Annotated in this window: 42 protein-coding genes; all 42 read right to left on the bottom strand. The window is 41.6% G+C overall.

Annotated elements, in window-relative coordinates:
• Positions 1-3 precede the first annotated feature (3 nt).
• Positions 4-369: a 30S ribosomal protein S13 gene (gene rpsM, locus D8854_RS04780; RefSeq protein ID WP_000090781.1), complete on the bottom strand. Its 366-nt coding sequence runs from the start codon at positions 367-369 to the stop codon at positions 4-6.
• A 17-nt stretch (positions 370-386) separates the two neighbouring features.
• Entirely contained in the window at positions 387-503 is a 117-nt protein-coding gene (rpmJ, locus tag D8854_RS04775) for a 50S ribosomal protein L36 (RefSeq protein ID WP_001808836.1), read from the bottom strand.
• Positions 504-527: 24 nt separating this feature from the next.
• Positions 528-746: a translation initiation factor IF-1 gene (gene infA, locus D8854_RS04770; protein ID WP_001029883.1), complete on the bottom strand. Its 219-nt coding sequence runs from the start codon at positions 744-746 to the stop codon at positions 528-530.
• A 116-nt stretch (positions 747-862) separates the two neighbouring features.
• The gene (locus D8854_RS04765) at positions 863-1501 is read right to left on the bottom strand and encodes an adenylate kinase (RefSeq protein ID WP_038804633.1); all 639 of its coding nucleotides are present in this window, start codon (positions 1499-1501) and stop codon (positions 863-865) included.
• A gap of 146 nt (positions 1502-1647) precedes the next feature.
• Entirely contained in the window at positions 1648-2958 is a 1311-nt protein-coding gene (secY, locus tag D8854_RS04760) for a preprotein translocase subunit SecY (RefSeq protein WP_038805841.1), read from the bottom strand.
• 11 nt (positions 2959-2969) lie between these two features.
• Complete coding sequence (gene rplO, locus D8854_RS04755) at positions 2970-3410, bottom strand: 50S ribosomal protein L15 (protein WP_000766092.1); 441 nt, start codon at positions 3408-3410, stop codon at positions 2970-2972.
• A 145-nt stretch (positions 3411-3555) separates the two neighbouring features.
• The gene (rpmD, locus tag D8854_RS04750) at positions 3556-3738 is read right to left on the bottom strand and encodes a 50S ribosomal protein L30 (RefSeq protein ID WP_000057241.1); all 183 of its coding nucleotides are present in this window, start codon (positions 3736-3738) and stop codon (positions 3556-3558) included.
• A gap of 13 nt (positions 3739-3751) precedes the next feature.
• Positions 3752-4246, bottom strand: coding sequence for a 30S ribosomal protein S5 (rpsE, locus tag D8854_RS04745; protein ID WP_000874204.1), 495 nt, complete (start codon positions 4244-4246; stop codon positions 3752-3754).
• 17 nt (positions 4247-4263) lie between these two features.
• On the bottom strand, positions 4264-4620 hold the full coding sequence (gene rplR, locus D8854_RS04740; RefSeq protein ID WP_000624044.1) for a 50S ribosomal protein L18: 357 nt from the start codon (positions 4618-4620) through the stop codon (positions 4264-4266).
• Positions 4621-4703: 83 nt separating this feature from the next.
• Positions 4704-5240, bottom strand: coding sequence for a 50S ribosomal protein L6 (gene rplF / locus D8854_RS04735; protein ID WP_000086626.1), 537 nt, complete (start codon positions 5238-5240; stop codon positions 4704-4706).
• Positions 5241-5428: 188 nt separating this feature from the next.
• Positions 5429-5827, bottom strand: coding sequence for a 30S ribosomal protein S8 (gene rpsH, locus D8854_RS04730; RefSeq protein WP_000245504.1), 399 nt, complete (start codon positions 5825-5827; stop codon positions 5429-5431).
• A gap of 283 nt (positions 5828-6110) precedes the next feature.
• The gene (locus D8854_RS04725) at positions 6111-6296 is read right to left on the bottom strand and encodes a type Z 30S ribosomal protein S14 (protein WP_001085697.1); all 186 of its coding nucleotides are present in this window, start codon (positions 6294-6296) and stop codon (positions 6111-6113) included.
• A 17-nt stretch (positions 6297-6313) separates the two neighbouring features.
• Positions 6314-6856, bottom strand: a complete 543-nt coding sequence (rplE, locus tag D8854_RS04720) for a 50S ribosomal protein L5 (protein WP_000013542.1) — start codon at positions 6854-6856, stop codon at positions 6314-6316.
• Positions 6857-6879: 23 nt separating this feature from the next.
• A complete protein-coding gene (rplX, locus tag D8854_RS04715) occupies positions 6880-7185 on the bottom strand; it encodes a 50S ribosomal protein L24 (protein ID WP_000497691.1) in 306 nt (101 codons plus the stop codon).
• A gap of 77 nt (positions 7186-7262) precedes the next feature.
• A complete protein-coding gene (rplN, locus tag D8854_RS04710; RefSeq protein ID WP_000616545.1) occupies positions 7263-7631 on the bottom strand; it encodes a 50S ribosomal protein L14 in 369 nt (122 codons plus the stop codon).
• Positions 7632-7656: 25 nt separating this feature from the next.
• The gene (rpsQ, locus tag D8854_RS04705; protein WP_000440801.1) at positions 7657-7917 is read right to left on the bottom strand and encodes a 30S ribosomal protein S17; all 261 of its coding nucleotides are present in this window, start codon (positions 7915-7917) and stop codon (positions 7657-7659) included.
• A 24-nt stretch (positions 7918-7941) separates the two neighbouring features.
• Complete coding sequence (rpmC, locus tag D8854_RS04700) at positions 7942-8148, bottom strand: 50S ribosomal protein L29 (protein ID WP_000772918.1); 207 nt, start codon at positions 8146-8148, stop codon at positions 7942-7944.
• Positions 8149-8157: 9 nt separating this feature from the next.
• A complete protein-coding gene (gene rplP / locus D8854_RS04695; protein WP_000960946.1) occupies positions 8158-8571 on the bottom strand; it encodes a 50S ribosomal protein L16 in 414 nt (137 codons plus the stop codon).
• 3 nt (positions 8572-8574) lie between these two features.
• Positions 8575-9228: a 30S ribosomal protein S3 gene (gene rpsC, locus D8854_RS04690; protein WP_000529936.1), complete on the bottom strand. Its 654-nt coding sequence runs from the start codon at positions 9226-9228 to the stop codon at positions 8575-8577.
• A 12-nt stretch (positions 9229-9240) separates the two neighbouring features.
• Positions 9241-9585: a 50S ribosomal protein L22 gene (gene rplV, locus D8854_RS04685; protein ID WP_000818137.1), complete on the bottom strand. Its 345-nt coding sequence runs from the start codon at positions 9583-9585 to the stop codon at positions 9241-9243.
• A gap of 11 nt (positions 9586-9596) precedes the next feature.
• A complete protein-coding gene (rpsS, locus tag D8854_RS04680; protein ID WP_000533766.1) occupies positions 9597-9878 on the bottom strand; it encodes a 30S ribosomal protein S19 in 282 nt (93 codons plus the stop codon).
• A gap of 103 nt (positions 9879-9981) precedes the next feature.
• Entirely contained in the window at positions 9982-10815 is an 834-nt protein-coding gene (gene rplB / locus D8854_RS04675) for a 50S ribosomal protein L2 (RefSeq protein ID WP_000512905.1), read from the bottom strand.
• 17 nt (positions 10816-10832) lie between these two features.
• Complete coding sequence (locus D8854_RS04670; RefSeq protein WP_001055347.1) at positions 10833-11129, bottom strand: 50S ribosomal protein L23; 297 nt, start codon at positions 11127-11129, stop codon at positions 10833-10835.
• The gene (rplD, locus tag D8854_RS04665; RefSeq protein ID WP_000024537.1) at positions 11129-11752 is read right to left on the bottom strand and encodes a 50S ribosomal protein L4; all 624 of its coding nucleotides are present in this window, start codon (positions 11750-11752) and stop codon (positions 11129-11131) included. The genes D8854_RS04670 and rplD overlap by 1 nt, the downstream gene beginning before the upstream one ends.
• Before the next feature lie 24 nt (positions 11753-11776).
• Positions 11777-12403, bottom strand: a complete 627-nt coding sequence (gene rplC / locus D8854_RS04660; RefSeq protein ID WP_000160197.1) for a 50S ribosomal protein L3 — start codon at positions 12401-12403, stop codon at positions 11777-11779.
• A gap of 83 nt (positions 12404-12486) precedes the next feature.
• Positions 12487-12795: a 30S ribosomal protein S10 gene (gene rpsJ / locus D8854_RS04655; protein WP_001284513.1), complete on the bottom strand. Its 309-nt coding sequence runs from the start codon at positions 12793-12795 to the stop codon at positions 12487-12489.
• A gap of 253 nt (positions 12796-13048) precedes the next feature.
• Positions 13049-13666, bottom strand: coding sequence for a uridine kinase family protein (locus D8854_RS04650; RefSeq protein ID WP_125449935.1), 618 nt, complete (start codon positions 13664-13666; stop codon positions 13049-13051).
• Complete coding sequence (nrdG, locus tag D8854_RS04645; RefSeq protein WP_125449933.1) at positions 13663-14253, bottom strand: anaerobic ribonucleoside-triphosphate reductase activating protein; 591 nt, start codon at positions 14251-14253, stop codon at positions 13663-13665. The genes D8854_RS04650 and nrdG overlap by 4 nt, the downstream gene beginning before the upstream one ends.
• The gene (locus D8854_RS04640) at positions 14246-14752 is read right to left on the bottom strand and encodes a GNAT family N-acetyltransferase (protein WP_125449931.1); all 507 of its coding nucleotides are present in this window, start codon (positions 14750-14752) and stop codon (positions 14246-14248) included. The genes nrdG and D8854_RS04640 overlap by 8 nt, the downstream gene beginning before the upstream one ends.
• Before the next feature lie 43 nt (positions 14753-14795).
• On the bottom strand, positions 14796-14936 hold the full coding sequence (locus D8854_RS04635; RefSeq protein WP_049495512.1) for a hypothetical protein: 141 nt from the start codon (positions 14934-14936) through the stop codon (positions 14796-14798).
• Positions 14937-14947: 11 nt separating this feature from the next.
• Positions 14948-17155 (bottom strand): anaerobic ribonucleoside-triphosphate reductase, encoded by a 2208-nt coding sequence (gene nrdD, locus D8854_RS04630; protein ID WP_185768068.1) that lies wholly within the window; start codon positions 17153-17155, stop codon positions 14948-14950.
• A 116-nt stretch (positions 17156-17271) separates the two neighbouring features.
• A complete protein-coding gene (locus D8854_RS04625) occupies positions 17272-18828 on the bottom strand; it encodes a damage-inducible protein CinA (RefSeq protein WP_125449927.1) in 1557 nt (518 codons plus the stop codon).
• A gap of 36 nt (positions 18829-18864) precedes the next feature.
• Positions 18865-19008: a hypothetical protein gene (locus D8854_RS09805; RefSeq protein ID WP_000934190.1), complete on the bottom strand. Its 144-nt coding sequence runs from the start codon at positions 19006-19008 to the stop codon at positions 18865-18867.
• 74 nt (positions 19009-19082) lie between these two features.
• Positions 19083-20615: a cardiolipin synthase gene (gene cls / locus D8854_RS04620; RefSeq protein ID WP_038804640.1), complete on the bottom strand. Its 1533-nt coding sequence runs from the start codon at positions 20613-20615 to the stop codon at positions 19083-19085.
• Between the two features lie 193 nt (positions 20616-20808).
• Positions 20809-21960: an iron-containing alcohol dehydrogenase gene (locus D8854_RS04615; protein ID WP_038804641.1), complete on the bottom strand. Its 1152-nt coding sequence runs from the start codon at positions 21958-21960 to the stop codon at positions 20809-20811.
• Between the two features lie 185 nt (positions 21961-22145).
• The gene (locus D8854_RS04610; RefSeq protein ID WP_038804642.1) at positions 22146-22601 is read right to left on the bottom strand and encodes an SP_0198 family lipoprotein; all 456 of its coding nucleotides are present in this window, start codon (positions 22599-22601) and stop codon (positions 22146-22148) included.
• A 91-nt stretch (positions 22602-22692) separates the two neighbouring features.
• Positions 22693-23943, bottom strand: coding sequence for a bifunctional folylpolyglutamate synthase/dihydrofolate synthase (locus D8854_RS04605; protein WP_038804644.1), 1251 nt, complete (start codon positions 23941-23943; stop codon positions 22693-22695).
• A gap of 256 nt (positions 23944-24199) precedes the next feature.
• Positions 24200-24505, bottom strand: coding sequence for a DUF1292 domain-containing protein (locus tag D8854_RS04600; RefSeq protein WP_000017624.1), 306 nt, complete (start codon positions 24503-24505; stop codon positions 24200-24202).
• Between the two features lie 15 nt (positions 24506-24520).
• Positions 24521-24940, bottom strand: a complete 420-nt coding sequence (ruvX, locus tag D8854_RS04595; RefSeq protein ID WP_038804645.1) for a Holliday junction resolvase RuvX — start codon at positions 24938-24940, stop codon at positions 24521-24523.
• Positions 24941-24943: 3 nt separating this feature from the next.
• Positions 24944-25210, bottom strand: coding sequence for an IreB family regulatory phosphoprotein (locus D8854_RS04590; protein WP_000507060.1), 267 nt, complete (start codon positions 25208-25210; stop codon positions 24944-24946).
• An 87-nt stretch (positions 25211-25297) separates the two neighbouring features.
• Positions 25298-25867: an SP0191 family lipoprotein gene (locus tag D8854_RS04585; protein ID WP_125449925.1), complete on the bottom strand. Its 570-nt coding sequence runs from the start codon at positions 25865-25867 to the stop codon at positions 25298-25300.
• 63 nt (positions 25868-25930) lie between these two features.
• Complete coding sequence (gene spx / locus D8854_RS04580) at positions 25931-26329, bottom strand: transcriptional regulator Spx (RefSeq protein WP_000591165.1); 399 nt, start codon at positions 26327-26329, stop codon at positions 25931-25933.
• Between the last annotated feature and the right edge of the window lie 62 nt (positions 26330-26391).

Below are 26391 nucleotides of genomic sequence, written 5' to 3'. Positions count from 1 at the left end.
ATATTATTTTTTCTTACCAGCAATCGCAACAGCTTTACCTTTACGAGTGCGAGCGTTGTTTTTAGTGTTTTGTCCACGGACAGGAAGTCCACGACGGTGACGAATACCACGGTAAGAACCGATTTCCATCAAACGTTTGATGTTCAAGTTTACTTCACGACGAAGGTCACCTTCAACTTTGATTGCATCCACTTCACGACGGATAGCATCTTCTTGATCTGATGTAAGGTCACGTACACGAACATCTTCTGAGATTCCAGCAGCAGCCAAAATTTTCTTAGATGTTGCAAGTCCGATACCATAAACGTAAGTCAATGAGATTACTACGCGTTTGTCATTTGGAATGTCAACTCCAGCAATACGAGCCATGTTTTCTCCTTTCTATCTTATCCTTGACGTTGTTTGTGTTTTGGATTTGCTGGGCAAATTACCATAACACGACCATTACGACGAATTACTTTACAGTATTCGCAAATTGGTTTGACCGATGGTCTTACTTTCATTTCTTATCCCTCCAAGTTTTTCGATTATTTAAAGCGGTAAGTGATACGTCCACGTGTCAAGTCATATGGACTCATCTCGACAGTAACACGATCTCCCGCTAAAATACGAATATAGTTTTTACGAATTTTACCAGAAACTGTTGCTAAAATCTGATGTCCATTTTCAAGTTCAACCGTAAACATTGCGTTAGGCATTGTATCAACTACTTTGCCTTCAACTTCAATCACATCGTCTTTTGCCACGCAAAAGCACCTCCATAAATTTCGATTTGATGCCTCTAGACACAGAGACAACAATTATAAGTCAGACTATCTCAGTATAACATTTGTAGCGATTTTTTGCAAGTGTGAAAAACGCTTTATTTCAAATTTGTCAATACTTTTTCGATGTCTTTGAACACATCATTGATATCTTGATTTCCTTCAATATCGTGAACCAAACCTTTGGCACGGTAGTGAGCAATGATTGGTTCACCTTGGGCGATATTCACATCCAAGCGACGTTTCACTGTCTCAGGTTTATCATCTTCACGTTGGTAGTAATCTTCTTCTTTGTAGTCAACTGGTGGGTTGAAAACTTTGTGGAAGGTTTCACCTGTTTCGCGGTGGATGATACGGCCACTCAAACGTTCCAAGAGACAGTCTGGATTCACTTCAATGTTGATCACACCTTCCAATTCAATACCAAGTTCAGCCAATGTTTTATCCAAGGCATGAGCTTGTTCAATCGTACGTGGGTAACCATCTAACAAGAAACCTGTTTCTTTGATATCATCCTGTGACAGGCGTTCTTTAACAATACCATTTGTAACTTCATCTGGAACCAACTCACCTTTGTCAATGTATGACTTTGCAAGTAGACCCATTTCAGTTTGATTTGCCATAGCAGCACGGAACATATCTCCAGTTGAAATGTGTGCCACGTGGAATTGCTCCACAATTTTAGCTGCTTGCGTTCCCTTACCTGCTCCAGGTAAGCCCATAATCAAAAGATTCATGATCTGATCTCCTTATTTTGTATTTAAATAGAAGCAAAAAGCTAGTTTCAACTCCTATTTAAAAACAAAATAGAAGAGGGGAGACGAAAGTCTCTCTTATAGGTAGACCTTCATACTCCACTCTCTAAGCAAAAGTAGTCTTGCTTTTATTCTGTTTTGTCCATGAAACCAACATACTTACGTTTCAATAGGTAACCTTCTAGCTGTTTGATTCCTTCGATACCTGTCGAAATAATGATCAAAAGACTAGTTCCCCCAAAAGCAACCGCTTCTGAGAGCCCAAAGACATCTTTTGCTACAATCGGCAAGATTGAAATCACACCAAGGAAAAGGGAACCGACGGTTGCAAGGCGACGAAGAAGTTTTGACATAAACTCTTCCGTTCCTTTACCTGGACGGACACCATGGATATAGGCTCCGCTCTTCTGCAAGTTTTCTGCTGCTTTCTCTGGATTGATCTGTACAAATGTATAGAAGAATGTAAAGAGAATAATCAGCAGTGCATACATGGCAACACCTGTTGGAGATGTTGTAGATAACATTTCCTGTGCTGTACGTACCCAAGCCCAATCATGACCTGTAGCGCTGACAAACTGAAGAATAGCCGCAGGTGCTGCTGTAATGGAACTTGCAAAGATAACTGGGATAACACCAGCAGGATTGACCTTCAAAGGAAGGTAAGAACTGGATGGAGCACCTTGAGCAACTTTTGTATATTGGATCGGAATTTTATATTCTGCCTGTTGTACATATGTTGTAAAGTAAACAATCAACAAGACAGCGATAATGAGAATAACGACAAATATAATAGATGACGTCAACCGATCACTTGGAATATTGACAAAATAGTCCACGTAGATGCCATGAATCATCTCTGGAATTGAAGCCACAATCCCTGCAAAGATAATCATAGACACCCCGTTACCATATCCCTTATCAGTGATTTGCTCCCCGAGCCAAGTAACAATCATAGTACCTGCAGTCAGGATAATACCAATCGTAACAAAGACTTGAGGGGTTAGATCTGTCGTTAATAATTTTGCACCAGATAGAGTATTAAAACCAGCAGTGATTCCGATTGATTGCACAAACGCAAGTACAAGCGCAATATAACGAGTCGCTTGGTTTATCTTTCTCCGTCCTACTTCCCCCTGCTTGCCCCACTCTACAAACTTTGGAACAATATCCATTTGCAGCAATTGAACAACGATGGAAGCTGTGATATACGGACTCACACCGAGTGCAAAAACCGAGAAGTTCTTCATGGCATTCCCTGAAACTAAACTAAGCATGTTCAAGAAGGATAATCCACTCAAAGCTTCCAGACTTTTTGCATTCACACCTGGTACAGTAATACTAGTCCCGATACGGAAGACAAGTATGATAAAAATCGTAAAGAGAATTTTTGATCGTACTTTCTTAACCTTGAGGGCCTCTTTTAATAATTTAAAAAACATAGGTCACCTCTCTAGATGACTTCTACTGAACCACCTTTAGCAGTGATAGCTTCTTCAGCTGTTTTAGAGAATTTAGCTGCTTTCACAGTCAATTTCTTAGTCAGCTCACCGTTACCAAGAATTTTAACGCCTGATTTTTCAGCCTTTACAATTCCTGCTTCGATAAGAACAACTGGAGTAACTTCAGTACCATCTTCAAAAACGTTCAATTGATCAAGATTTACAATTGCGTATTCTTTAGCGTTGATGTTAGTGAATCCACGTTTTGGAAGACGACGGAACAATGGAGTTTGTCCACCTTCAAAACCAAGGCGAACTCCGCCACCGCTACGAGCTTTTTGACCTTTTTGACCGCGACCAGATGTTTTACCGTTACCTGATGAAGTACCACGACCAACACGGTTACGTACTTTACGAGAACCTTCTGCAGGTTTCAATTCATGAAGTTTCATTTATATTTTCTCCTCTTTTGTAAAATGCTAGCGCCGATAAGAGAGAAAAGGTTGTCTCCCTTATCAACTCGCCTATACGGTTGTCATCTTAGATGACTATATCTAGTTTTAGGGGATGAGTATTGCCACATCCCCTAAAAATTCATTAGTTTACTTCTTCAACTGTTACCAAGTGAGATACTGCAGTGATCATACCACGGATAGCAGCGTTGTCTTCTTTGATAACAGAGCTGTTCAATTTGCCAAGTCCAAGTGCTACAACAGTTTTACGTTGTGATGGAATGCGTCCGATTGGAGACTTAGTCAAAGTAATTTTAATTTGAGCCATTTTATCCCCTTTCTTATGCCAAATCAGAAACTGAAATACCACGAAGGGCAGCAACTTCTTCAGCGCGTTTCAATTGTTTCAAACCTTCAACAGTTGCACGAACAATGTTGATTGGAGTGTTAGAACCAAGTGATTTAGATGTAATATCTGCCACACCTGCCAATTCCACAACGGCACGAACTGCACCACCAGCGGCAACTCCAGAACCTTCTACAGCAGGTTTCAACAATACTTTAGCTCCACCAAATTCTGAAAGAACTTCGTGTGGGATTGTTGTTCCAACCATAGGAACTTCAATCAAGTTTTTCTTAGCATCTTCTACTGCTTTACGGATTGCTTCTGGAACTTCTTGAGCTTTACCAGTACCAAATCCTACGCGACCATTGTGGTCACCAACAACAACAAGAGCTGCGAAACGAAGACGACGTCCACCTTTAACAACTTTTGTAACACGGTTGACAGCAACTACGCGTTCTTCTAATTCAACTGCATTGTCTTTAAATGCCATTTTCTAGTGTCCTCCTATTAGAATTTCAATCCGTTTTCACGAGCTGCATCAGCCAAAGCTTTCACACGTCCGTGATATAGATATCCACCGCGGTCGAACACCACTTCTGAAATACCTTTAGCGTTTGCACGTTCTGCAACGAGTTTACCGACAGCAACGGCTTGTTCAGTTTTAGTTCCTTTTGAAACTTCTTTGTCAAGAGTTGAAGCACTTGCGAGCGTTACACCCGCTACGTCATCAATCACTTGAGCGTAGATGCCTGTATTAGAACGGAATACGTTCAAACGTGGGCGATCAGCAGTTCCAGAGAGTTTTCCGCGAACGCGACGGTGGCGTTTTTGGCGGAGTTTGTTTTTATCTGGTTTTGAAATCACAGTTTTCACCTCTTTAGTTTTAAATCGTGTGCTATGCACAAAGTTGGAAAATAGGTTGGTGGTTGATGATCAACCACTCAACATTATTTACCTGTTTTACCTTCTTTACGGCGAACGAATTCACCAACGTAACGGATACCTTTACCTTTATATGGTTCTGGTGAACGAAGGCTACGTACGTAAGCAGCTGTTTGACCAACTACTTCTTTTGAAATTCCGCTAACAACGATTGTTGTTGGGTTTGGAAGTTCAAAAGTAATTCCTTCTGGAGCTTCAACTTCGTCTGGATGAGATTTACCAACAGCCAAAACAAGTTTAGATCCTTGAAGTTGTGCACGGTAACCAACCCCGCGCATTTCAAGTTCTTTCTTGAATCCTTCTGATACACCAACAACCATGTTGTTCAAAAGGGCACGAGTAGTTCCGTGGATAGTTTTCATTTCTTTTGAATCGTTTGGACGGTGAAGAGTTACTTCAGTACCTTCCACACGGATTTCAATATCTTTTGAGAACTCACGAGTAAGTTCTCCTTTAGGTCCTTTTACAGTTACAACGTTGTCATTGTTAGTGATTTCAACACCAGCAGGCAACACGATAACTTTATTACCAATACGTGACATGTTTAATTTCTCCTGTTAAATTGTCAGGCCAGAACGGCCAGTTTTCACGGGGGTTAAATCGATTTCTCGATTTAAAGGAACATTTAGGTTTCAATTTCAAAGTGAATCTAGGCATCGTCTCGCAGGTATAACTTTGGGTTAGGCAAGAGACGATAACGAAGAGTCACAAAGAAATTGGGAGCTAAATATTACCAAACGTAAGCGATAACTTCCCCACCAACATTCTTTTGGCGTGCTTCTTTATCAGTAAGCAAACCTTCAGAAGTTGAAAGGATAGCAATTCCAAGTCCGTTAAGAACTTTTGGAAGGTCTTCACGTTTTTTGTAGACACGAAGTCCTGGTTTAGAAACACGTTTCAAGTTAGTGATAACTTTTTCACCGTTTGGTCCGTATTTAAGGAATACACGGATGATGCCTTGTTTGTCATCTTCGATGATTTCAACGTTTTTTACAAAACCTTCGCGTTTAAGGATTTCAGCAATCCCTTTTTTGATGTTTGATGCAGGTACTTCAAGTACTTCGTGTTTCGCTTGGTTAGCGTTACGAATACGAGTTAGGAAGTCTGCGATTGGGTCAGTCATAACCATTTTGTTTTTCTCCTCTTACTAGTAGTTTGCAAGTCGCACTTGCTAGTTAATACATGATACAAAGAGCGTAACAGCAAGAGCAAAAATAGGCAATTTGATGCAGGAGCGATGCTCCAATGCAAATTGGTCTTTTTGCCAAAGCTGTAGCTCGTGTTCAAATTGGCAAACCCAACTGAACCCGGGCTAAACTCTGTGTGAAAAAGATAAACTTTCCTAGAAACTTTAGTTTCTTCGTCAAGTTTCCTATTTTCACTTGGAGTTTTGACGCCCTTGATATCTTAAATTACCAAGATGCTTTTGTTACACCAGGAATTTGTCCTTTGTAAGCTAATTCACGGAAGCAAACACGGCAAAGTTTAAATTTGCGGTAAACTGAATGTGGACGACCACATTTTTCACAACGAGTATAAGCTTGAGTAGAGAACTTCGCTGGACGTTTGTTCTTAGCAATCATTGATTTTTTAGCCATTAGATTTACCTCCTATATTATTTTGCAAAAGGCATTCCAAGGCCTGTAAGCAATGCACGTGACTCTTCGTCAGTGTTAGCAGTTGTTACGATAACGATGTCAAGACCACGAGTTTTGTCAACGTCATCAAAGTTGATTTCTGGGAAAATCAATTGTTCTTTCACACCAAGTGTGTAGTTTCCGCGTCCATCAAATGATTTTGTTGGAACACCGTGGAAGTCACGTACACGTGGAAGTGAAACTGAAACCAATTTATCCAAGAATTCGTACATACGTTCACCACGAAGGGTAACTTTGGCACCGATCGCTACACCTTCACGAAGACGGAAGCCGGCGATTGATTTTTTAGCTTTAGTGATAAGTGGTTTTTGACCTGAGATAAGTGCCAATTCTTCAGCAGCTTTTTCAAGACTTTTAGCGTTTGATACAGCTTCACCAACACCCATGTTCAAAACGATCTTATCTACTTTAGGCACAGCCATCACTGATGAGTAGTTGAATTGTTCTGTCAAAGCAGGAACTACTTCATTAAGATATTTTTCTTTTAAACGATTTGCCATTATACTTCTCCTTTCCTTCGTGATTAATCAAGCACTTCGCCTGATTTTTTGTTGTAGCGAACTTTTTTACCGTCTACAAATTTGTAACCAACACGGCCAGCTACACCATTTTTGTCCAAAACTTGAACGTTTGATACGTGGATAGCTGCTTCTTTCTCGATGATACCACCTTGAGGAAGTTCGTTAGTTGGACGTTGGTGTTTCTTAACAATGTTAACACCTTCAACGATAACTTTGTTTACTTTTGGAAGGGCAGTAAGGACAACAGCTTCTGTTCCCTTATCTTTACCAGCGATTACGCGAACTTTGTCGCCTTTTTTTACAAACATTAGGTTTCTCCTTGATTTTTCTTACGCCCATAAGGGCACCCTAGCTTGAAGCTAGGGGACTAGTTTGTTTCTAAAAATTAAAGTACTTCTGGAGCAAGTGACACGATCTTCATGAAGCCACCTTCACGCAATTCACGTGCAACTGGGCCAAAGATACGTGTTCCGCGAGGAGTTTTGTCTTCACGGATAATAACTGCTGCGTTTTCGTCAAATTTGATGTATGAACCATCAGCACGACGAGCACCTGATTTAGTACGAACGATAACAGCTTTTACAACGTCACCTTTTTTAACCGCACCACCAGGAGTAGCTTGTTTTACAGATGCCACAATAACATCACCGATGTTTGCAAATTTACGTCCTGAACCACCAAGAACTTTGATAGTCAAGATTTCGCGAGCACCGCTGTTGTCTGCGACTTTCAAACGAGTTTCTGTTTGAATCATTTCAGTTTTCTCCTTTCAGGCTTGATTAGATGATGACCGCTTCTTCAACAACTTCTACAAGACGGAAACGTTTTGTAGCTGAAAGCGGACGAGTTTCCATGATACGTACGATATCGCCTTCTTTGGCAACATTGTTTTCATCATGTGCTTTGTATTTCTTAGAGTAGTTAATACGTTTACCATAGACTGGGTGGTTACGTTTTGTTTCAACTACAACTGTGATTGTCTTGTCCATTTTGTCAGATACAACACGTCCAACAAGAACTTTACGATTATTGCGTTCCATTGAAATTTCTCCTTCCCTAGTCTATTATTTCGCTTCAGATTGAACTGTTTTGATACGAGCGATTTGTTTTTTAACTTCTTTCAAGCGAGCTGTTTGTTCCAATTGACCAGTAGCAGCTTGGAAACGAAGTTCAAACAATTCTTTTTTCAATTCGTTTTCGCGCTTCGCGAGTTCTTCTTGAGAAAGACCACGAAGTTCTTTAACAAATTCTTTTACTTCATTAAGTTTCATGCCTTCTCCTTATTCTGCTTCACGTTTTACGAATTTACATTTAACTGGCAATTTGTGGCTAGCAAGACGAAGTGCTTCGCGTGCAATCTCTTCAGATACACCAGCGATTTCGAACATCACTTTACCACGTTTAACTGGTGCTACCCAACCTTCAGGTGCCCCTTTACCAGATCCCATACGCACACCGATAGCTTTAGCAGTGTATGATTTGTGTGGGAAGATTTTAATCCAAACTTTACCACCACGTTTCATGTAACGAGTCATGGCGATACGAGCAGCTTCGATTTGGCGGTTAGTAATCCAGTGGCTAGTTGTAGCTTGAAGACCGTATTCACCAAATGCTACTTCTTTTCCACCTTTTGCTTCACCGCGCATTTTTCCACGGAATTCACGACGGTGTTTAACACGTTTAGGTACTAACATTGGTTATTTACCTCCTTTAGTGTTTTTGCGAGCTGGAAGAACTTCACCACGGTAGATCCATACTTTAACACCAAGTTTACCGTATGTAGTATCTGCTTCTTCCCAAGCGTAATCGATATCTGCACGAAGTGTGTGAAGTGGAACAGTTCCTTCAGAGTATCCTTCAGCACGGGCGATATCTGCACCGTTCAAACGACCTGAAACTTGAGTTTTGATTCCTTTAGCTCCAGCACGCATTGCACGTTGGATTGCTTGTTTTTGTGCACGACGGAAAGCAACACGTTGCTCTAATTGACGAGCAATTCCTTCACCTACAAGGTGAGCATCCAAATCTGGTTGTTTGATTTCGATGATGTTGATGTGTACTTGTTTTCCAGTCAATTTGTTAAGTTTTGCACGGAGTGCATCAACGTTAGCACCACCTTTACCGATAACCATACCTGGTTTAGCAGTGTGAAGTGAAACGTTAACTTTGTTCACTGCGCGTTCGATTTCAATAGTTGAAACTGCTGCGTCAGCAAGTTCTTTTTGAACGAATTTACGGATTGCAAGATCTTCATGAAGGTAATCCGCGTATTCTTTTTCAGCATACCATTTGGCATCCCAATCACGGATGATGCCGACACGCATACCAATTGGATGTACTTTTTGACCCACGATTTTACCTCCTTATTTTTCTGCAACAGCTACAGTGATGTGAGCTGTACGTTTGTTGATTGGTGAAGCTGAACCTTTCGCACGTGGACGGAAACGTTTCATAGTTGGTCCTTCGTTTGCGAATGCTTCAGATACTACCAAGTTAGCTTTATCCAAACCAAAGTTGTTTTCAGCGTTAGCTACAGCTGAGTTCAAAACTTTCAAGATGATTTCAGCAGCTTTGTTTGGGGTGAATGTCAAGATTGCAATAGCATCGGCTACGCTTTTACCACGGATATTGTCAAGAACAAGACGTGATTTACGAGGTGAAACACGTACTGTACGAGCCATTGCTTTAGCTGAAGTAATTTCTGCCATTTATGTTCTCCTTATTTTCTACGTGTTTTCTTGTCGTCTGCAGCGTGACCTTTGTAAGTACGAGTTGGTGCAAATTCACCAAGTTTGTGACCTACCATGTCCTCTTGGATGTAAACAGGTACGTGTTTACGTCCGTCATAAACTGCAATAGTGTAACCAATGAAACTTGGGAAGATCGTCGAACGACGTGACCAAGTTTTGATAACTTTTTTCTTTTCGTCGTTAGCTTGAGCTTCAACTTTTTTCATCAAATGCTCATCGACGAAAGGTCCTTTTTTAAGACTGCGTCCCATTTTTATATTTTCTCCTTTAAATGTTGTACCACAGCGGCTTGCGCTCACATGGAGCGCTACCGAGCTGGCGGATTTCCTAGTTGCTTAGGCGACTAGTTTACTATTATTTCTCGTTGCGACGACGAACGATAAGTTTGTCAGATTTCGCTTTCTTGTTACGAGTTTTAAGACCAAGAGCAGGTTTGCCCCATGGAGTAGATGGCGCTTTACGACCAACTGGTGCTTTACCTTCACCACCACCGTGTGGGTGATCGTTAGGGTTCATTACAGAACCACGAACTGTTGGGCGGATACCTTTCCAACGGCTACGTCCTGCTTTACCAAGGTTCACAAGTCCATGTTGTTCGTTTCCGACAACACCAACTGTTGCACGACAAGTTCCAAGAATCATACGTACTTCGCCAGATTGAAGACGAACAAGAACATATTTACCTTCTTGACCCAATACTTGAGCAGAAGCTCCAGCTGCACGTACCAATTCTCCACCACGACCTGGTTTCAACTCGATGTTGTGGATCAAAGTACCAACTGGGATGTTAGCAAGTGGAAGTGCGTTTCCGACTTTGATATCTGCTTCTGGACCTGAAACGATACGTTGACCAACTTCAAGACCTTTTGGAGCGATGATGTATGCTTTCACACCGTCAGTGTAGTGTACAAGGGCGATGTTTGCAGAACGGTTTGGATCGTACTCGATTGTTTTAACAACAGCTTCAACGTTGTCTTTGTTACGTTTGAAGTCAACCAAACGGTAGAAACGTTTGTGTCCACCACCTTGGTGACGAACAGTGATACGACCGTTGTTGTTACGACCAGCCTTGTTCTTCAAAGCAACAAGCAATGATTTTTCAGGAGTGCTTGTTGTGATTTCAGCGAAATCCAAAGAAGTCATATTACGGCGACCGTTTGTTGTTGGTTTATAAACACGAATTCCCACGATATTTCCTCCTTAGATTATTCAGCTTCAGCAGCAAACAACTCGATTGCTTTTGAATCAGCTGTAAGTGTGATGATAGCTTTTTTAGTTTTGTTAGTAAAACCAGTGTAACGTCCAACACGTTTAGCTTTAGGTTTTACGTTGATTGTGTTAACGTTGGCAACTTTAACACCTTCGAAAGCAGCTTCAACAGCTTGCTTGATCAAAAGTTTGTGTGCACGAGTGTCAACTTCAAATACATATTTCCCTGCTTCAAGTTGAGCCATTGAGCTTTCAGTGATTACAGGTTTTTTGATAACATCATACAAATTCATTATGCAAGAACCTCCTCGATTTTAGAGATAGCTGCTTGTGTGACAAGAAGTTTGTCGCTATTTGCGATGTCAAGAACACTTGCAGTTGTAGCAGTTGCAACTTTCACGTTTGGAAGGTTACGAGCTGAAAGAGCTGCGAATTCATTTCCTTCTTCAAGGATAACAAGAACTTTAGAATCGATGCTCAATGCTGCAAGAACTTTTGCAAATTCAGCAGTTTTTGGAGCTGTAAATGAAAGAGCGTCTACAGCTACGAATTTGTTTTCAGCAACTTTTTCAGAGTAAACTGATTTAAGAGCTAGGCGACGAACTTTTTGTGGAAGTTTGTAGCCGTATGAACGTGGAGTTGGTCCGAAGACAACACCACCACCACGCCATTGTGGTGAGCGGATAGAACCTTGACGAGCACGTCCAGTTCCTTTTTGACGCCATGGTTTGCGTCCACCACCTGATACTGCAGAGCGGTTTTTAACAGCGTGTGTTCCTTGACGAAGGCTTGCGCGTTGGCTGATGATCACATCAAACACAACTGATTCATTTGGTTCAATACCAAATACTGCATCGTTAAGAACAACTTGGCCAGCTTCTTTACCAGTTTGGTCAAATAATGTTACGTTTGCCATTGTGACTGATTTCCCCTTTCTTTATTATTTACCAGCTTTAACTGCTGATTTGATAGTGATAAGAGATTTCTTAGCACCTGGTACGTTACCTTTGATAAGGATAACGTTCTTTTCTGGAACAACTTGTACAACTTCAAGGTTTTGAATTGTTACGCGGTCGCCACCCATACGTCCTGCAAGGTTTTTACCTTTGAATACGCGGTTAGGTGCAACAGGTCCCATAGAACCTGGACGACGGTGGTAACGGGAACCGTGAGCCATTGGTCCACGTGATTGTCCGTGGCGTTTGATAACACCTTGGAAACCTTTACCTTTAGAAGTACCAGTTACGTCAACAACGTCTCCAGCTGCGAATGTTTCAACTGTGATTTCAGCACCAACTTCCAAGCCTTCAACGTTTTTGAATTCACGAATGAAGCGCTTAGGAGCCGTGTTAGCTTTCGCTACATGTCCTTTAGCAGGTTTGTTGCTCAATACTTCGCGTTTGTCATCGAAACCAACTTGGATAGCGTTGTATCCGTCTGTTTCAACAGTTTTAACTTGAAGAACAACGTTTGGAGTTGCTTCAATAACTGTTACAGGGATCAATTCGCCAGCTTCAGTGAAGATTTGAGTCATTCCCACTTTTTTCCCTAAGATTCCTTTTGTCATGAGAAAATAGTTCCTTTTCTATATTTTTTTATTCAAAAAGTTTTTAACGAGCGTTTTTCATGCTCAAGGTTTCAAACTTTGGATTAAAGTTTGATTTCTACGTTTACACCACTTGGAAGATCCAATTTCATCAACGCATCAACTGTTTTTTGAGTTGGGTTAACGATATCGATCAAACGTTTGTGTGTACGCATTTCAAATTGTTCGCGAGAGTCTTTGTATTTGTGAGTCGCACGAATAATTGTGTAGAGGCTACGCTCAGTTGGAAGTGGGATTGGCCCCGCAACTTGTGCACCTGTACGAGTAGCTGATTCTACGATTTTTGCAGCCGCTGTGTCAAGCGTACGGTGTTCGTAAGCTTTCAAACGGATACGGATTTTTTTGTTTGCCATCTTTTTCTCCTTTTCGTCTATTTAAGATAATAGGCTAGCTCCACAAGAAAACCGACGCGCGTTGCGTGGCAATGCAACCGAGCGTGTCGCAACCTCTTGCATCAAAGCTAAGGCTGTAATTTACAGCACCATAATAGAATAACACAAAGCCCCTGCGATTGCAAGGGATTTGTTGCTATTTTTTCGTTTTTTTTACAATGAAACTGGTTTCCTATTTTTTCTTTTTAAAATTAGGGATTTTCTTCTATATAAGTTAAGTCCTCTTGACATCAAATTTATCTTCTGATTGATCCACTAGAATGTCCGCACTTGACTCAGTTTCTTTATAGTATCGCAGATACTGCTCCCGTCTCATCTGATGGCTAGCCAATATAACGGATGCATCGCGATTTCTCACAGTCGTATCTCGAGCTAGGCGCCGCTTTAATTCGGTCTCTTCATCCGTGTAGAAACAGATTGTTCTGTCAAATAGTTCTTTAGGAAGAAAACCAACAGACATCCCTTCGACAATCAGAACTGGTTTCGTTCCAGACAAGATTTCACTAGCCTTCCAAGGCTCTTCAATTGTCAAGACATCCATACCCGCCTGCAAGGCTAAGATATCTCTCTGCAAACTTGCCAATTCATGTGCCACCGGGAGACAAGCTGTCACCTTTTGATCTGGCGCTTGCTTTGGTACTACCAGATGACGGTCTGAGGTGATATAGGGATCTGTTTCTAGTAAATTTACTGTAGTAGAATCTAGGGATTGATGTAATTCCTGTGCAAAGGTTGATTTACCCGAAGCCCCATGACCGTATATTCCCAGTGTCCTGACTTTTCCCTTTTCTATTTCTGAGACCAGCTGATCTATTAAGTCTTTTCCTTTCATTCCCTCTTCACCTGTTCATAGCTTTCTTTTCCGTCATTAAGCTTATCCCAAATCACTACTTGCCCATTTTTGAGGGATTTTTGTACATCGATAATTCGTTGATTGGACGAACCTCGAAACTGGAGCATGAGATTTCTCTTAGTTCGATCATACCGTCCGTCTACAAGAATGTCAAGCAGCGATAGAAGTTCCAGTTTATCTGGGGTCTCCAGCATCATTTCTTCCCAAGTGTAGCCCGTCCAGGACCAGATGTCTTTTTCTGGCAATTCCTTTCTGATGCGTTTAACGAGAGGCAAGAGAATGCCCGTATTGAGAAAAGGCTCTCCTCCTAGCAAAGTCAAGCCTTGAACATAGGGCTGAGCAAGATCTGCCATAATTTGTTCTTCTAATTCTGCTGTATAGGGAATGCCAGCATTAAAAGACCAAGTCGCAACATTATAACACCCCTCGCAATGAAACATGCAACCTGCTACATAGAGGGAGTTGCGAACACCCTCTCCATCTACAAAGTTAAACGCCTTGTAGTCAATGATACGCCCTTGACTAAGCTCCTCGCTTTTCCATTCTTGTGGTTTAGGATTATTCATTCGCTACCTCTATCCAATAACGCTCAACTCCATTACGAACATCCTCAATGAGACCTCCATTTGCTAGAATGACTGCTCTGCTAGCAGGATTATTCACGCTACAGGTCACCAGAGCTTTCTTGATGTTCTTTTCCTTAGCAACTTGCAAGCCCTGACGGAGAGTTTCCTTGGCATAACCTTTGCCTCTTTCAGACGGTCGGATGGAGTATCCAATGTGGCCAGCATAATTCAGTAAACCCTCATTCAGTCTCAATCGCAGATTCAAAAATCCTAGAGCACGACCTACATCATCAAATGATACAAATTGAATAGAAGGAACACGATTTTCAGGCAAGTTTATTCCCATCTCTTTTTGCTTATTTGTTTCCAACCACTCTTCATACACAAAGTTCTCTGTATCCCAAAAGCCCCCATCGTGGGCTGATTGGGTCTGCTCAAACTCTGCCATCATGTCTAAAACAGCTTCTCTATCTACTATTGTCGGTCTACGTAGTTCCATCCTTACCTCCCACTATGAGAAAAGCGAGAGCTGACTCTCACTTTTATTTTTTCTTATTCTTGTTTAAAAATTGTTCTCTGAGGTTGAGCAAGCGTTCTTTCTTACCAGCTCCACCTTTAGAGTGTTTCTCGTGATAGCGGGCCACTTGTGCGCGCCCTTTATCATCTAATTGATATTTTCCCATTTTATTTCTTTCTAATTTGTTACTTGATGGCCAGCTATTTTAATCGTTGAGCCATTCATGTGTTTGACACGCGCAGCGATTTCCTTGTGACGGCCGTTGACCATAGGTCTAGCTTGAGGATTACCTAGGTAGCCACAAGTTCGTTTGACCACATCCACCGTTTTAGGGTCGCTATTGCCACAGTTAGGGCAAGCAAATCCTCTCTCAGTTGGTTCAAAATCCCCTTCAAAGTCACACTTGTAGCAACGGTCAATCGGAGTATTGGTTCCTAGATAGCCCACGCGGTCATAGGCATAGTCCCAGACAGCTTCCAAGGCTTTAGGATTTTGCTGAAGGACTGGATACTCACAATAATGGATGAAACCACCTGATGCACCTGCTTCTGGATAGACTTTCTCAAAGTCTAATTTTTCAAACGGTGTTGGATTTTTACGAACATCGTAGTGGAAAGAATTGGTATAGTATTCCTTGTCTGTGATGTCAGGAATAGAGCCAAACTTCTCTGTATCTAGTCGGCAGAAACGGTCTGTTAAACTTTCAGACGGTGTTGAGTAGATAGAGAAATGGTAGCCATATTGGTCAGACCACTCTTCTACACGGCGTTTCATATCACGAATGATATCCAGCGTGAATTCCTTGGCTTCTGGATTGTGTTCCCAGCTATTTCCAAAGAAGACAGTTGCCACTTCGTATAAACCAATATAGCCCAGCGAAACAGTTGCGCGACGATTCTTAAAGAGCTGGTCAACACTTTCTTCTTTACCTAGACGATGGCCAAAAGCACCGTACTGGTAGAGGATAGGAGCATTTGCCGGTGTTGCTTCCTTGGTTCGTTCGACACGGTAAACTAGAGCATCTTCTGCGATATTCATCCGCTCATTGAAGATTTCCCAGAACTTATTCATGTCGCCCTCAGACTCGAGAGCAATACGGGGCAGGTTAACCGTTACAACTCCCAGGTTCATGCGACCTGAATTGACTTCTACACCATTCTCATCCTTCCATCCTTGAAGAAACGAACGACAACCCATAGGAACCTTGAAAGAACCTGTCAAGTCAACAATCTTATCATAGGACAAGACATCTGGGTACATCCGCTTGGTTGCACACTCGAGGGCCAACTGTTTGATGTCGTAGTTAGGTGAACCTTCCTCTAAGTTAAGTCCTCTTTTAAGCGTAAAGATGAGTTTAGGGAAGATGGCTGTGCGGTGTTCTGAACCAAGCCCCTTGATACGAATGGTCAAGATAGCTTTTTGAATTTCCCGTTCAAAACGACTAGTTCCTAGACCAAAACCGAGCGAAGTAAAAGGTGTTTGTCCATTTGAAGTGAAGAGAGTGTTGATTTCATACTCAAGAGATTGCATGGCATCGTAGATGTCCTTTTGGGTTTTCTTCCAAGCGTAATCTTCACGTTTCTCGGGCAAGACCCACTCTTCCGCATCCTTGAGGTGCTTTTGGTAATTCTTCTCTGCATAAGGCGCCAAGACTTCATCAATACGGTCAGCTGAGCAGCCCCCGTACTGGCTAGAAGCAACGTTGGCGATGATTTGTGAAATTTGAGCTGTCGCAGTCTGGATAGACTTGGGACTCTCTACCTCTGCATTTCCAATCTTAAAACCATTTTCCAACATGCCTTTAAAATCAATCAAACAGCAGTTGGTCATCGGAGTGTAGGGGCTGTAGTCCAAGTCATGATAGTGGATATCCCCTTTTTGGTGAGCATTAGCTACGTGCTTAGGAAGCATTTGCAGCCCGATTGATTTCCCAACAATCCCTGCTGTCAAATCACGCTGAGTATTAAAGACATCACTGTCTTTATTGGCATTTTCATTGACAACCGCCTGATCTTTATTGAGAAGTTTATGAATACTAAAGTTGATATCTGTCGCTTTTGAGCGCTCAAAATCCCTTTGTGTCCGATAAGTGATATACTCCTCAGCCAACGCATATTCTTTGGCTTCAAGGAGTTCATGTTCTACGATATTCTGAATCTCGTAAATCTTGACACCTTGAGGGAAACGACTGTGAATTTCCGCAACAATACGCTCAAGCAGGCTATTTAGACGTTTTTCGACCAGGGGTGTCACATCCATGACTTTGTCAGCCGCCTTATGGAGAGCTTTGTCAATCTTGTCTATATCAAACACTACACGTCTACCATCTCGTTTTTCAACGAACAAAGTGGGAACGGTTGCAAGATTTTCTTCTAATACAATCATATCCATGCTCTTTTCTATTTTTCTTCTTAAGTGATATTATACCACTCTAAAAAGAAAAATCAATATCTTGTGTTAAAAATTCTAAAATTTTTAAAAATACACAAGATATTGATTTGCTATTTAGATTTATAAAGCTTGAATTCCTTACTATCCGTCTGAACAAGCTCGTATTTTTCACTAAGTAGGCTCTCTACATCCGACCACAAGGCAACCTTTTGGTTGACCAAAATCATCTTCGGTTGATTTTCTTTCAAGTCATTGACTAGTTTCGTTTTATTCTCGTCGCTTGCAGTATAGAGTGTTGGTGTCACTAGAGAGCTTGGTGCCAAGCGTTCACTTGCGCGGTAGAAATCTGGCCGATTATCCCAAGCATAGACACGATCCTCGGAACTCGTTTGCTGTTTGACCAAGCTAGCAAGCTGCTCACGTTCCTGATAAGTACTTGGATGCGAAATATAGCGACTCAAAACAGGTAGGAAAAGTAAATAGACTATCGCAACTAATGGTAGATAGAAATTTCCCTTGAGGTAGCGACCAAAGAGTGATGAAGAGCGAACTCTTCGTCTACTACGACTGATACGATCAGGGCTTCCTTCTTTGATGTTGGTTAACAATAACAATGTCAGAAAGGGCAAAATCGCTGCCAAACGTGAGCCATGCAAAGGTTCCTTTGAAAAAATTAACAAAGCAAGAGTTACTAATAATCCTAAAATAGCGCCTATTGAGACAGCAGATTGTTTGGCCGGTTTAGATTGAAACAATCCTGAAAAGATCAATGTCAGAATCCCAATACCGATGGATAGCAAACCATAGAAAGCAGCATTCTCCATAAGATTGGCATTTGAAAATAGACTAAGCGTATCTATTGGATACAAAGTATGGCTAATCGCATCACCAAAAGTTCCTGTTAATACAGTATAATAGCCAATTGGATAAAAAAGGAGAGAAAATCCTAGAGCTGATGCGAAAAATTGATACAAACCATGAGCAAATTTACGCTTGGCAATATTAAATCCAAACAAACTCAGGGCAAGTGTGGCTGCAAACAAGGCTGTGGGAATAGGTGATAGGAAGAAAGCTAATGCTAAACTCATCCCAACTCGCAAGAAACCTTTATCGTTACTTGGATCATCCAGATAGTCAGCCACTAGGCTAAAACTATAAAATAGAAAAGGCAAGGCCACAGCCACTGCATAGCTACCACCAAATCCCAGACTGCCCACAAGCAGATAAAAAACCAGCAAAAGCTGTCTAGCCTGCTCTCCCTGACCTGTCAAGGTATCTGCGGACTTGAATAGAAAAACACCAGCTCCGAACAAGGCCAACCACTCCACCAAAGCAAAAAGAATACTCCCTTGAGAGAGATAGATTAGTACGTAATAAAGCAGTCCATTTGAACCATAATAATCCGTGTAAATCTGCCCACTCTGATGTAGCGCCCAACCAGTATAAAGATCTTGCATCTGTTGGGGGCTCACCAAACCAAAGATCAGAGGCAACATGACAGAAACAGCTGTAGCAGCCAGACTCCAAATTGCCATACTAAAAAACGGAAGCGGAGTTCGTTTCTTCTTACCTCGCTCCAGTCCAAATTCAGACTCTTGATCCAGCCGTTCCCGATACTGGTATCGAAATTCTTCTAGCTGTTCGTCTTTTTCCTCGTATACGTTCATTCAATTTCTCCTAGTAAGTTTATCTGTTTTAGTATATCAAAATCTTACAGGAATGTCAGCTAAGGATTGATATTTCCTTAACTTCTTATCTAGCTCAGCATAGCGTTCAATCTCTCGAAAACGGTGTAAACTGCTTGTTTGAAACTCTAGGATAAAATCATATTCTTTTTGATTTAGCATTTTCATCCTCCTGCTTATCTATTCGCAAAAAGACAAAAATAAGATCCAGCCTTGGGCCAGATCTTGGTTGGTAGTTAGAGCATAGGCGCAAACAACTGGACAATTTCCTTGATCAAGCTTTGATACCAGCTTGTTTTGATGGTGTGAGGATAGATTTCTTGAGAAACTTTAAAAATCTCTTTGAAGTCCCTCTCAATATCGATGATAGACTGCGTTTTATAAAGCAAAACGCCATTTTCATAGTGGTGGAGCAAGCTCCGATAGTCAAAATTGATGGTTCCCACAGTAGCCACCTCTCCATCGACAAGCATTTGCTTGCTATGAAGAAATCCGGGACTGTACTCATAAATACGAACCCCTGCAGATAGCAAATCTGGATAGGCTCCCCGAGTAACTAACTGAATAACCTTCTTATCTGGGATACACGGCGTCACAATTCGCACATCTACCCCTCTCAGAGCTGCATTTTTGATACTTTCAGTTAGATCGTAGTCCGCAATCAGATAGGGAGTCGTGATATAGACGTAATCTGTAGCTTGATTGATAAGGTTTTGATAGACCGTTTTTCCTACCTGAGCTCGGTAGATAGGCTTTGGCCCACTACTGTAAGGAATGCAAAGCCCCATCCCATCTCTAGGTTGATTTTCGAGATGGTATTGGTCAAAGTCACTAATTTCCCCACGGTTGATATACCAAGTTGATAAAAAGAGTCTGGTAAAAGCCTTAACAGCCGGTCCATCTAGGCGAATACCGCTATCCTTCCAATAGCCAAAACGTTCGATATGGTTGATATACTCATCTGCCAGATTGACACCACCTGTATAGGCAATTTGACCATCGATAACCATGATTTTACGGTGGTCACGGTTGTTATAGGCGACGGTTAAGCGTGGAATCACCTTGTTAAATTTGTGAGCTTCAATCCCTTGACCACGAAGTTGGATGGTGTAATCTCCAGGCAAGGTTGCCATACAACCAATATCATCATAGAGAAGCTTCACTTCTACTCCTTGAGCTGCCTTTTCTTCCAAAATTTTCAAAATACTATTCCACATCAAACCTTCTTCGATGATATAGTATTCGAGAAAGATAAATTTCTCGGCTTTTTTGAGATCCTCTAACATCTGGCGCCACATGCTTTCCCCTGAAGGGAAAAAATGGGTATCCGTTCGATTATAGACATCCGCATTCGTATCCATGCTAAGGAGAGATTTGATGACACCGTAAGCCGACTTATCCTCTTCCTTTAACTCCAAACGGAGAGCTCTGCTATTGTCCTCTCGGTCAACCATTGATTGGAGTTGCTTTAGCTGTTTCATTTCTTTTTTAGATAAACGGCGTTCTCCAAACATGATATAGAGCAATGGCCCAAACACTGGCACAAAGGCTACTAACAGCCATGTTACCTTACTCTCAGGATTCATGGACCGATTGACAATTGATACAATGGTCGCTAAGCTCACTAAAATGACAAGGATAATCCAGAGAATCGGTGCCATCTGCCCTAGATAGAGAAATAAACCAAAGACAATAAACAACTCTGCCAACATGATGGTAATACTAAAACCATACTTGGACATGAGTAGCTGCATTTTTCTAGCTGTCATACATCCCCTTCCTTTTCTAACATTCTCCTTAACTGCTTGATAAACTAATGTTTCTACTAGTATACCTCAGTTCAGGGGTAGATAGCAACCGTTTACCTTTTTATATTTTTAACTAAGATATTAAGAGACTTAAAAAGAACTACCAAAATGATAGTCCTTTCCAGCATTATTTAGCTTCTTTTCACTTTATGAATTAGAAAAGTTCTTTGTAGAGAGCAATGGTTTCTTCCAAGGTTGGCATAAATGGATTTCCAGGTGCACAGGCATCAATCAAAGCATTCTTAGAAAGGTAATCAAAGTCAAAATCTTTTTCTTGGATACCAAGTTCAGTGAGTTTCTTCGGAATACCCACTGTTTCAGACAGTTTCTCAATTTCAGTGATAGCATAGGCGGCACATTCTTGGTCTGTTTTCCCTTCCACATGGAGTCCCAAGGCCTTGGCTACATTGCGGAAAGCTTCTGGTACACGCTTGGCATTTTCACGTTCTACAACTGGGAGAAGCATGGCACAGCAGACACCATGTGGCAAGTTATATACCGCACCGAGTTGGTGAGCCATAGAATGAACATAGCCCAAGCCAGCATTGTTAAAGCTCATACCACCGAGGAAGATGGCATTGACCATAGCCTCACGCGCTTCAATATCATGGCCATTTGCTACGGCACGAGGGAGGTACTCCTTGATGAGTTCAATCGCTCCGATAGAGAGTTTCTTAGTCACATTATAAGCACCTGGTGTTACCAAGGCTTCGACAGCATGGGTAAGAGCATCCATACCTGTCGCTGCTGTCAATCCTTTCGGTTTTGAAAGCATGAGTTCTGGATCATTGACAGAGATAAGGGCGAGGCTGTTCTTATCAACCATTACCATCTTGACCTTGCGTTCTTCGTCAGTAATGACATAGTTAATGGTGATTTCTGCAGAAGTTCCAGCTGTTGTATTGATCGCAACCACTGGCAACCCTTTTTCAGCAGACTTGTGAAGACCTTCGTAGTCCTGTGGTTTTCCACCATTTGTCGCGATGATAGAGATACAACTAGCCGCATCCTGAGGAGATCCTCCTCCAAGACTGATGATGAAGTCACATCCATGCTCTTTCAGGGCGGCCACTCCGTCTGTGACGTTCTTGCAAGTCGGATTTGGCTCCACATCGCTAAAGATCACATATTCAATCCCTTCAGCATCTAGTGGTTTTAGGACCTTAGGTAAAATATCACTGTCTTCGATGAATTTATCTGTCACCAAAAGGGCCTTCTTATACCCCAGTTCCTTGATATACGGACCTACTTCATTTACAACACCTTTACCAATAAGGTTAACTGATGGAACGTAAAATGTAGCCATATGCTTTTCCTCCTGCGCCTCTGCGCTATTTGATTATTTACCATAAGTATACGACCTTATAAGAAGTTTTACAAATATTTGTAAGCGTTTTAAGTAAAAAGTTAGTAAAGAACAGCCAGCCCTTTTTTCAAGAAAAAAAGCTCCAAAAAGATAGCTTTCATCTCATTGGAACTTTTACTTAATCATTATTGCTTAGTTAATACCACTCGGTCAGATGCCTCTCGGTCCATATCGTCGATAATCAATTGATTACCATTAACCGCGTAAATTTTGACATCATCACCGATAATGACACGTTGATTTTCTGGCTCAAAGGTGACTTGCTTGATTTCCTTATCTCCATCTGGCTCGACCTCAGTCCATGTACCAGTCTTACCTGTTACAACAAGAGTGATCTGATCATTCTCATCTTTTCCAGTGTAGGTACCATCGATGTTAGTCGGTTGAGCAACAGTAGTGTCCTGACTTGAGGAGGCTTGTGGTTGACTAGCACTTGTAGCAGCGCTAGAAGATGATTCTTGTTGAGAAGATGATTGCTGTGCAGATTGCTGGGTAGGGGCTTGTGCCTTAGGTCCACAAGCTGCTAAAAGACTAAGAATTGCTAGGGAAGCAATAGAAAGTGTGAATGTTTTCGTCTTCATAGCGATTTCCTTTCTTTTTGTGCCAATGTTTTGCTGGAATCGTTTCCAGATATACCTCCTACCTTCAGTATAGCAACTTAAACCTAGACGGTCAACTAATCCCATCGCTTCCTACTAAACTCGCTCGTACTTCCGAGATAAAGTAGAGTGATCCCGTCACGAAAAGCAGATCCTGGTCATTGGCTCTTTCTTCAAATTCTCTGATAAAATCGCCATAGGAAGGAATCAAATCGTAACCCGCCACATCCTTTTCATCCAGAGAGCCTTGGTAGTCAAAGCCTGTTACCTTAAGTTCCACCTGAGGCAACTGCTCAGATAGATAGCCTAACATTCCTTGATAATCCTTGCGTTTAAGGGCACCAAAAAGGATGCGAACTTGATAGCCTTGCTGGATTTTCCCCTGGATAAACTCGACCAGACGACTTAAAGCTGGAAGATTGTGAGCCCCGTCTAGGTAGATATGCGGACGAATCCGTTCCAATCGACCTGCCCAATGTGTTTCTTTCAAGGCCTGTCTGACAAGTTCTTCTTCGACACCTTCACCTCTTGACGCCATAAACAGAAGAAAAGTTTGTAAAGCCAAGGCGGCATTTTCTTGCTGATAAGCACCTTCCAAACCGATTTCAAGCTGTGAAAAGCTTGCTAGGCTGCTTGAGAAATTTCCAGTTTTCAAGGTGAGGTCTCGTCCAGCTTGATAAAGATTTACGTCTAACTCTCTCGCTTTACTTTGGCAGACAAGCTCCGCTTCTGGAGCAAGCTTGGCAATGACTGCCTTCTTACCAGACTTGAAAATACCAGCTTTCTGCCCTGCTATCTCCTCCAGACTCTCACCCAAGGTCTCCTGATGATCTAACCCAATCGAAGTTATAACTGCAATCTCTCCTGTTACGACATTAGTGGTGTCAAGCAGACCACCAATCCCCACTTCTAGAAGAACTAGATCCACGTCCTGCTCTTTAAAGTAAAGCAAAGCAATCAAGGTCAACAACTCAAAGAAAGACAATTGGTCATGTGTTTCCAAAAGAGTTTTTTCCATCTCCTTGACTTGGTTAGCTATACGGGTAAAGTCTTCATCTACGATCGGTTGCCCATTAATACAGATTCTATCATGGATACTGATGATATGAGGAGAGGTAAAAGTACCAACTTTTTTACCATGAGAAACAAACAACTCCCTCATGAAGGCAATAGTTGACCCTTTACCATTAGTCCCTGTTACGTGGATAATAGGATAAGTCTTCTCAGGATTCCCCAGCAAATCCACTGCTCGCTGCATTCGTCCAAGTCCAGATCTAAAGTTTAAACCAATCCGACTATGGAGCCATTCTTCTACTTCAAACATACATGTCTCCTTACAAAAGTACAATCAACTACTGCATCAAAGTATGATTGCAAATAAAAAGCGAGGTCGGGACAAAAATCCCGACCTCTTACCTGGTTAGCTAATCACTAGCTACTATGAATTTCAACGTAAGCTAAAAATGTCTCCCAGACTCACCAGCTCTCTCTTATTTCAAGGATCTGGGCTAAAAACGTCCCCCGGACGTTCCTACGTTTCTAATTTCTGGCGCAGGGCTAAAAACATCCACTGGATGTTTTTACTCCTCCATAAAGCTGTTGAAGACTTCTTCAATCATGTTCCACTCGTCTTCTGAGTCTTCTGGGATTGGTTGCAATTCGCCTTCTGTTCCGTCTTCATTTTCGATGAATGAGTAAGCTTGGATTTCAACTTCACCGTTTTCATCTTCTTCTGCGTTAACTGGCACTAGAAGAACATAGTTCTTACCAAATTCTTCTTTCCCGTCGATGGTCAAAAGAATTTCAAACAAGGTTTCATTTCCTTGCTCATCTACTAGTGTAATCAATTCACGTTCTTCGTGGTCATGGTTGTGATCGTGTGACATAGTTTCTCCTCTGTCTTAAAATTTTCTATCTAAATAATTTTGCAAAATCAGCTGAGCAGCCAACTTATCAATAACTTTCTTGCGTTTATTGCGACTGATATCTGCTTGTTCAATCAACATACGTTCTGCAGCGACCGTCGTCAAACGCTCATCTTGATAGTCTACTGGCAAACCAAAAAGTTCCTCTAGTTTTGCTCCGTAGGCCTGACTGGCTTCTACTCGCGGACCACTGGTATTGTTCATATTTTTAGGCAAGCCTACTACAAAGCGTTCCACCTTATAGCTGTCAACCAATTTCTTGATACGGTCAAAACCAAACTGGCCCTGATCCTCATTAATCTGGATGATTTCAAGTCCTTGAGCGGTGAAGCCTAGTGGATCGCTAATCGCAACACCCACTGTTTTTGAACCGACGTCCAATCCCATAATTCTCATAGATTATAGATCGACTCCTTGTCCCTTAAGGTAATAGCGCACCAATTCTTCAACAATTTCATCACGCTCATACTTACGAATTTGATTTCGTGCATTATTGTAACGAGGAACGTAGGCAGGGTCTCCACTCAATACATAACCGACGATTTGATTTATCGGATTATAACCCTTTTCATTCAGAGAAGCATAGACATCTGTCAACGTTTCACTGATTTCCTTCTTGTTGGAATCATCCAATTTAAAACGTACAGTTTCTTCAGTAAATCCCATTCTAACACCCTCTTTCCTTAGAATAGTACTATTATAGCATATTTCCTTACGTTCTACAATTAAGTCAATCCATTTATTTGAATTTTCTTACTGTTCTGTCGCACCATTTGCCACTCTGTCTGCGATATATTGGCTTGGTTCATTTTTCAAAAGAGTCTCTAAGCCAAGATTTTTCAAATAATCTGTCTGTGACGCCTTTTTGACATCCAAGACTTGTAAATCATAGGTCGTTGTGGTCTGGATTTCAGTCTCACTGAGCAGTTTGGTTTCAAGTGTAAAACCTGCCAATTTGCGCGCTTCCTGAAGCATTTCATCCTTTTCTTCTGCTTCTAAAAGAGCTTTTTGAGTTTCTTCAAGACCGTGGTCAGCGATAAAGGATTTCAATTCCTCACTTAAGGGCCGTATCTGCCGAATAACCAATTTTAGAAATTGTTTCCCTTTATAGGTAATGGTTTGTGTTTGCTTGACGCCATCTCCTGACTCAGGGAAAATCAAAGTCTTGGTCACAACCGTATTCTTTTCCGCATTTTCCAAAATGGGCAGAGTAGACTGGAGCGTTTCGGATTCATGTTTTGAACTAGATGTCGTTTCCTTCTTTTGGCCACATCCTGCAAGTAGCAGGAGGAGAGTAGCTGCGCCAATTACTATCTTTTTCATAATTCCTCACATAATTTTTTGATAAAAAATGAACAAGGCTAGGAGATACCCCAGCCTCGATGTTTATAGAGCTGCACGCAAACGTGCTTCTGCATTTTCTACATTACGGACAGAGCGTGGTAAAAAGGCACGGATATCATCTTCTTTGTAACCGACCTGCAAACGCTTCTCGTCAACTAGAATAGGACTTTTTAAGATCCGTGGTGTTTCCATGATTAAGTTGAGCACTTCATTCACACTCAAATCTTCGATGTCAACTCCTAAAGCTTTCGCATAGCGGTTTTTTGATGATACAATGCTGGCAATTCCATTATCTGTCTTTGTCAGAATATCAAGTAGTTCTTCTCTCGTAATCCCTTCTTTACCAAGGTTTTGTTCTTTATAACTTAACTGGTGTGCGTTGAGCCAAGTCTTCGCTTTCTTACAGCTTGTGCAACTGGAGACGGTATAAATCTTAATCATGTGCCTACCCCTTTCGCTACATGTTACTATCAGTTTAGTCTATTATACCATAAAAAACATCC

The sequence above is a fragment of the Streptococcus mitis genome (assembly GCF_003943905.1).
Lineage (GTDB): Bacteria > Bacillota > Bacilli > Lactobacillales > Streptococcaceae > Streptococcus > Streptococcus mitis_BC.
This window is presented reverse-complemented; position numbering and strand designations above follow the sequence as displayed.

Coding starts and splice junctions, on each gene's coding strand:
- rplX (WP_000497691.1), bottom strand. CDS start 7,185: ATGTTTGTAAAAAAAGGCGACAAAGTTCGCGTAATCGCTGGTAAAGAT.
- rplD (WP_000024537.1), bottom strand. CDS start 11,752: ATGGCAAACGTAACATTATTTGACCAAACTGGTAAAGAAGCTGGCCAA.
- rpsH (WP_000245504.1), bottom strand. CDS start 5,827: ATGGTTATGACTGACCCAATCGCAGACTTCCTAACTCGTATTCGTAAC.
- ruvX (WP_038804645.1), bottom strand. CDS start 24,940: ATGAGAATTATGGGATTGGACGTCGGTTCAAAAACAGTGGGTGTTGCG.
- rplC (WP_000160197.1), bottom strand. CDS start 12,403: ATGACAAAAGGAATCTTAGGGAAAAAAGTGGGAATGACTCAAATCTTC.
- nrdD (WP_185768068.1), bottom strand. CDS start 17,155: ATGATTGTATTAGAAGAAAATCTTGCAACCGTTCCCACTTTGTTCGTT.
- spx (WP_000591165.1), bottom strand. CDS start 26,329: ATGATTAAGATTTATACCGTCTCCAGTTGCACAAGCTGTAAGAAAGCG.
- cls (WP_038804640.1), bottom strand. CDS start 20,615: ATGACAGCTAGAAAAATGCAGCTACTCATGTCCAAGTATGGTTTTAGT.
- D8854_RS04765 (WP_038804633.1), bottom strand. CDS start 1,501: ATGAATCTTTTGATTATGGGCTTACCTGGAGCAGGTAAGGGAACGCAA.
- rpsM (WP_000090781.1), bottom strand. CDS start 369: ATGGCTCGTATTGCTGGAGTTGACATTCCAAATGACAAACGCGTAGTA.
- rplP (WP_000960946.1), bottom strand. CDS start 8,571: ATGTTAGTACCTAAACGTGTTAAACACCGTCGTGAATTCCGTGGAAAA.
- D8854_RS09805 (WP_000934190.1), bottom strand. CDS start 19,008: ATGCTAAATCAAAAAGAATATGATTTTATCCTAGAGTTTCAAACAAGC.
- D8854_RS04590 (WP_000507060.1), bottom strand. CDS start 25,210: ATGGGATTTACTGAAGAAACTGTACGTTTTAAATTGGATGATTCCAAC.
- nrdG (WP_125449933.1), bottom strand. CDS start 14,253: ATGAATAATCCTAAACCACAAGAATGGAAAAGCGAGGAGCTTAGTCAA.
- D8854_RS04650 (WP_125449935.1), bottom strand. CDS start 13,666: ATGAAAGGAAAAGACTTAATAGATCAGCTGGTCTCAGAAATAGAAAAG.
- D8854_RS04585 (WP_125449925.1), bottom strand. CDS start 25,867: ATGAAAAAGATAGTAATTGGCGCAGCTACTCTCCTCCTGCTACTTGCA.
- rpsJ (WP_001284513.1), bottom strand. CDS start 12,795: ATGGCAAACAAAAAAATCCGTATCCGTTTGAAAGCTTACGAACACCGT.
- D8854_RS04725 (WP_001085697.1), bottom strand. CDS start 6,296: ATGGCTAAAAAATCAATGATTGCTAAGAACAAACGTCCAGCGAAGTTC.
- D8854_RS04670 (WP_001055347.1), bottom strand. CDS start 11,129: ATGAATTTGTATGATGTTATCAAAAAACCTGTAATCACTGAAAGCTCA.
- rpmJ (WP_001808836.1), bottom strand. CDS start 503: ATGAAAGTAAGACCATCGGTCAAACCAATTTGCGAATACTGTAAAGTA.
- rplV (WP_000818137.1), bottom strand. CDS start 9,585: ATGGCAGAAATTACTTCAGCTAAAGCAATGGCTCGTACAGTACGTGTT.
- rpsQ (WP_000440801.1), bottom strand. CDS start 7,917: ATGGAACGCAATAATCGTAAAGTTCTTGTTGGACGTGTTGTATCTGAC.
- D8854_RS04600 (WP_000017624.1), bottom strand. CDS start 24,505: ATGTCACACGATCACAACCATGACCACGAAGAACGTGAATTGATTACA.
- D8854_RS04610 (WP_038804642.1), bottom strand. CDS start 22,601: ATGAAGACGAAAACATTCACACTTTCTATTGCTTCCCTAGCAATTCTT.
- D8854_RS04605 (WP_038804644.1), bottom strand. CDS start 23,943: ATGTTTGAAGTAGAAGAATGGCTCCATAGTCGGATTGGTTTAAACTTT.
- rpsS (WP_000533766.1), bottom strand. CDS start 9,878: ATGGGACGCAGTCTTAAAAAAGGACCTTTCGTCGATGAGCATTTGATG.
- rplN (WP_000616545.1), bottom strand. CDS start 7,631: ATGATTCAAACAGAAACTCGTTTGAAAGTCGCAGACAACAGCGGTGCT.
- rplO (WP_000766092.1), bottom strand. CDS start 3,410: ATGAAACTTCATGAATTGAAACCTGCAGAAGGTTCTCGTAAAGTACGT.
- rpmD (WP_000057241.1), bottom strand. CDS start 3,738: ATGGCTCAAATTAAAATTACTTTGACTAAGTCTCCAATCGGACGCATT.
- rplF (WP_000086626.1), bottom strand. CDS start 5,240: ATGTCACGTATTGGTAATAAAGTTATCGTGTTGCCTGCTGGTGTTGAA.
- secY (WP_038805841.1), bottom strand. CDS start 2,958: ATGTTTTTTAAATTATTAAAAGAGGCCCTCAAGGTTAAGAAAGTACGA.
- rpsE (WP_000874204.1), bottom strand. CDS start 4,246: ATGGCATTTAAAGACAATGCAGTTGAATTAGAAGAACGCGTAGTTGCT.
- D8854_RS04615 (WP_038804641.1), bottom strand. CDS start 21,960: ATGGCTACATTTTACGTTCCATCAGTTAACCTTATTGGTAAAGGTGTT.
- D8854_RS04640 (WP_125449931.1), bottom strand. CDS start 14,752: ATGGAACTACGTAGACCGACAATAGTAGATAGAGAAGCTGTTTTAGAC.
- rpmC (WP_000772918.1), bottom strand. CDS start 8,148: ATGAAACTTAATGAAGTAAAAGAATTTGTTAAAGAACTTCGTGGTCTT.
- D8854_RS04635 (WP_049495512.1), bottom strand. CDS start 14,936: ATGGGAAAATATCAATTAGATGATAAAGGGCGCGCACAAGTGGCCCGC.
- rplE (WP_000013542.1), bottom strand. CDS start 6,856: ATGGCAAATCGTTTAAAAGAAAAATATCTTAATGAAGTAGTTCCTGCT.
- D8854_RS04625 (WP_125449927.1), bottom strand. CDS start 18,828: ATGAACGTATACGAGGAAAAAGACGAACAGCTAGAAGAATTTCGATAC.